Source organism: Devosia sp., from assembly GCF_017307565.1.
Classification (GTDB): Bacteria; Pseudomonadota; Alphaproteobacteria; order Rhizobiales; family Devosiaceae; genus Devosia.
Window position 1 is genome coordinate 1 of record NZ_JAFKHD010000080.1, and the last position, 4190, is coordinate 4190.

Genomic DNA, 4190 nt, shown 5'->3' on the forward strand with positions numbered 1-4190 from the left:
GATGCCCAGCTGCGTGTCGCGGCTCATAGTCCAGGTGGTCGTACGCGAAAGCACGTCAACCTCACCGGCGGAGAGGGCGGTGAAGCGCTCCTGGCTGGTCAAAGAGGTAAAGCGAACCGATTCCGGGTTGTTGAAAATCGCCGCGGCCATAGCGCGGCAGAAGTCGACTTCGATACCTGTCCACACATTGCTGGAATTGGGAGCGGAGAAGCCGGGAACACCCCCGGTTACGCCGCATTGTACATAGCCCTTTGCCTTCACGTCGTCCAGAATAGCGGCCTGAGCTGAAACCGCCGAAAGACTCAGTATCGCCGTCGCTGCGAGCGTTACGAGCTGTTTTTGCATATTTTTGCCCTTTGTTTCCTGACCCTCTTATTCCGGAGATTCTTTCCAAACTTGCGTTTCGACGTCCCCGGCCGCACCGCCCGCCTTTGTGCGACGGTGAGATGCTGTTAAGCATGCAAGCGCCTATCGACGGCAACGTCAAGGGCAGAAGGTGTGATGAGACAGCATTTCTGTCTCTTTTTTAGCCAAACGATGAATCTGACCCGATTTTGAGCACATACCCGGCATGAATAGTTTCCCCTCCACCCCGTTCTCTCTTGAAACCATCCTGACCCATGCGGGACGCGATCCGGACAAGCAGTTTGGCTTCGTCAATACGCCCGTCTATCGCGGCTCAACCGTGCTGTTTAAGACGCTCGATGATCTCGATGCACAAAAACAGCGCTATCTCTATGGGCGCGCCGGCAACCCGACGACCGAGGGTGTGGAAGAAGTGGTGACAGCGCTTGAAGGCGCCTATCGCACCAAGCTCGTGCCATCGGGGCTCGCAGCCATAACAATCGCCATGCTCTCCTGCCTCAAGGCGGGCGACGACATCCTGATCACCGATAGTGCCTACGAGCCGGGCCGCAAGTTCGCCGATGGCTATCTCAAGCAGATGGGCATTTCGGCGCGCTATTATGATCCACGCATTGGCGCGGGCATCGCCGATCTGATGCAGCCCAATACCAGGGCAGTGCTCGCTGAAAGCCCAGGCTCGCTGACATTCGAGATGCAGGACATTCCGGCGATCGCCAAAGCGGCGCATGCGAACAACGCGCGGCTAATCGTCGACAATAGCTGGGCCAGCCCGCTTTATCACAAGCCGCTGGCGCTTGGCGCCGACATCGTCATCCATGCCGGCACCAAGATGTTCGTTGGCCACTCGGACGCCTTTGCAGGCACGATCTCGACCACGGAAGCGGCCTGGGCCGATGTGGAGCGGGTGCGGACGCTGCTGGGCTTCTTTACCTCGGGCGACGACGCCTATCTCGTGTCGCGCGGCCTCAAGACGCTCTCCATCCGCATGGCGGCACACCAGGAACGCGCACTAGAAATCGCGCATTGGCTGGAACAGCAGCCTGAAGTCGCCTCGGTGCTGCACCCTGCCCTGCCAAGCCACCCGGACCACGCGCTCTGGAAGCGCGACTTCACCGGCTCTGGCAGCCTCTTTGCCTTCGTGCTGCAGCCGGGTCCGCGGGCGGCCGTCGCGGCGCTGGTCGACCACATGAAGATTTTCTCGATGGGCTATTCTTGGGGCGGTTACGAAAGCCTCTGCCTGCCGGTTAAGATCACCCAGAACCGCACCGCGGTCCCATGGGACAACGAAGGCAATCTCTTCCGCGTCCATATCGGCTTTGAAGGCGTGGACGATCTAAAGGCCGACCTGCGCGCCGGCTTTGACCGCTACTCTGCGGCGCGCTGAAACAGCCGCCGGAGCGCCGGCACACCACGAAAACGCACACGCCCGTCCGGCATGGCTTTGAACAGCCACTGCCGGCGGGCGAAATAATTGCGCACCGCATAGGTGCCGAGCGCGCCGAGGGCAAAACCGGCCAATACGTCAGTGGGATAGTGGTCACCGACCACGACGCGCGACACGCCCGTCACAAGGGCAATGATCAGGAACAACCGAAAGAAACGCGGGGCAAGGAAGCCCACGACCACGGCCGTCGCCATGGCGGTGGTGGAGTGTCCGGATGGAAAACTCTGAAACGTCCAGTCGTTCAGCAGATAGTGGAAATCGAAGGCGCCATATTCCTCAAAAACCCCAGGCCGGCCGCGGCCGAAGATACGCTTGAGGACATTGACTGCAATCCCGGTGCCCCCAACGGCGGCAAAAACAAAACCGGAGAGCAGGGAGACCTCATACAACGCGCGACGCCAGCGCGAGGTGCGCTTCCAGAATCGGAAACCGATGAAGGTGACGAGAAAAATGATTGCGCTGGGAATCAGCACCCAATCGGACAGGCCGAAATGGGTGACGAACTGAAATGGCTGTCGCCATTCCACAGGCCAGGCGATGGCACTGCGCGATGCATAGACGTCAAAAAAGAGCAGAATGAACAGGGCGAAGATGAAAAAAGCCAGATAGTCCGGCCAGTTTCGGCGATCGAGCCCCAACGGCCAGCGTTTGCTCAGGTCAACCATGCGCCTATTTGGGCGGATGCGACGGCGTCGTCAATAGCGCTTGGTAACGCATTGCCGGCCTTGCCCTTTGATGTCGAACGCGCTAACGGAAGGGCGCGACGTCGGAGTGTAGCTCAGCCTGGTAGAGCACCGGTTTTGGGAACCGGGGGTCCAAAGTTCGAATCTTTGTACTCCGACCATTCGCACGCATCATGTTGAGGACCTTGCATGACCGCCCGTATCTACCGCCCTGCCCGTAATGCCATGCAATCCGGCAAGGGCAAGTCCAAGCAGTGGATCTTGGTGCACGAGCCGGTTGTGGCTCGCAAGATCGAGCCGCTGATGGGCTATACGAGCAGCTCAGACATGCGTCAGCAGATCAAGCTCTCCTTCCCGACGCTCGAAGAAGCCGAGGCCTATGCGCAGCGCAACGGCATCGAATATTCGGTGCAGCCGGCGCATGACGCCACGCCAAAGCGCGTGAGCTACCCCGACAATTTCAAGTCCGACCGCAAGACCCCCTGGACGCACTGAGCTTCAGAGTCTGCTAGAGATTCCGCAAAGCGCCACAAGCAATTGTGGCGCTTTCGTTTTTTGTCGCCCCGACCCTTCTTTCCCTTTATCGTTAGGTCAGTCCGACCGACAGGGAGAGCCCGCATGTTTGTTCGCCGCAGCCTCACCGTTCTGGCCACCACACTGACCTTCGCCTGCGGCGCCAGCGCCGCGCCGGCGATCTGGAAAGTCAGCGACGAGGACAGTTCCGTCTGGCTTTTCGGCTCGATCCACATGCTGCCGCACGGCATGGAGTGGCGGACTGAGATTTTCGACAACCTGATCGACGAAGCCGATCGCATCTATTTCGAGACCGATCTCGGCACCGAGGCGCAAACGCGAATCCTGGCGCTCACCATGGAGCGGGGTTTTGCGCGCGACGGGCTGCTCCTCAACCAGCGTATCGACAGCAAGCTGATGAGCAAGGTCCGCTCGGCTGCAGAAACCTATGCCGTGCCCGTCCCTACCCTATTGGCCATGCAGCCCTGGATGGCAGCGAGCACGATCTCGGTCGCGGCGCTGACGGCGGCTGGATACAACCCGACGCAGGGGGTGGAGACCATTTTGGTCAGCGAAATTCCGGCGGAGCGGCAGGGCTTTCTGGAAACCGCCGAGCAGCAGATCGAGGCGATTGCGGGCGGCAGCGAGGCAGACCAGATACAGATGCTGGTAGCGACGCTTGGCGAGACCGATACGCTGGCCGAAATGGTCGACAGCATGGTGGCCGCCTGGCTCGAGGGAACGCCCGAAGTGGTGGCGGATATCTTCTTTGCCGATCTCGGGGCCTATGGCGACGCGTTCATGGACCGGCTGATTACGCAGCGGAACGAGAACTGGGTCGCCCAGATCGAAACCATGCTCGCGAACAATGAAGAGGCGTTTCTGGTCGTCGGTGCCGGGCATCTTGTCGGGCCGACCAGTGTCGTTACGCTATTGGAACAGAAGGGTTTTTCCAGCGAACGCGTGCAGTAGTCGGTCGCCCGGCGCAAAGGCCGGGCGACCAATAGGTCAGACGTCGGAAAGACGTGTCCACTTGCTATCGTTCTGGCTGGACTGCACCGAAGCGGTGATGAACTGCATGCCTTCGACGCCATCGGCCATGGTCGGCAGGAGGCCTTCGTAGGCTGCGCCTTCGCCGCGAATGATGGCGGCGAACTGGCTGTAAAGCGTTGCAAAGGCTTCCA

Annotated in this window: 5 protein-coding genes and 1 tRNA gene; 4 read left to right on the forward strand and 2 right to left on the reverse strand. The window is 60.1% G+C overall.

The window, feature by feature from the left end; genetic code table 11:
* Positions 1-345 (reverse strand): transporter substrate-binding domain-containing protein (locus J0I64_RS02545; protein ID WP_291406057.1); only part of this gene is annotated, 345 nt, incomplete at its 3' end.
* Positions 346-571: 226 nt separating this feature from the next.
* Here J0I64_RS02545 and metC point away from each other — a divergent pair.
* Positions 572-1750, forward strand: coding sequence for a cystathionine beta-lyase (gene metC, locus J0I64_RS02550; RefSeq protein WP_291406058.1), 1179 nt, complete (start codon positions 572-574; stop codon positions 1748-1750).
* On the opposite strand, the gene J0I64_RS02555 is transcribed toward metC, so the two are convergent.
* On the reverse strand, positions 1732-2475 hold the full coding sequence (locus J0I64_RS02555; RefSeq protein ID WP_291406059.1) for a phosphatase PAP2 family protein: 744 nt from the start codon (positions 2473-2475) through the stop codon (positions 1732-1734). The two genes, metC and J0I64_RS02555, sit on opposite strands and share 19 nt — an antisense overlap.
* 102 nt (positions 2476-2577) lie before the next feature.
* On the opposite strand from J0I64_RS02555, the gene J0I64_RS02560 reads away from it, so the two are divergent.
* The 3 genes from J0I64_RS02560 (at position 2578) to J0I64_RS02570 (ending at position 3978) form a co-directional block, all read left to right on the forward strand.
* Positions 2578-2654, forward strand: a tRNA-Pro gene (locus J0I64_RS02560).
* A 28-nt stretch (positions 2655-2682) separates the two neighbouring features.
* The gene (locus J0I64_RS02565) at positions 2683-2988 is read left to right on the forward strand and encodes an ETC complex I subunit (RefSeq protein WP_291406060.1); all 306 of its coding nucleotides are present in this window, start codon (positions 2683-2685) and stop codon (positions 2986-2988) included.
* A 123-nt stretch (positions 2989-3111) separates the two neighbouring features.
* Complete coding sequence (locus tag J0I64_RS02570) at positions 3112-3978, forward strand: TraB/GumN family protein (protein WP_291406061.1); 867 nt, start codon at positions 3112-3114, stop codon at positions 3976-3978.
* Positions 3979-4190: the final 212 nt, after the last annotated feature.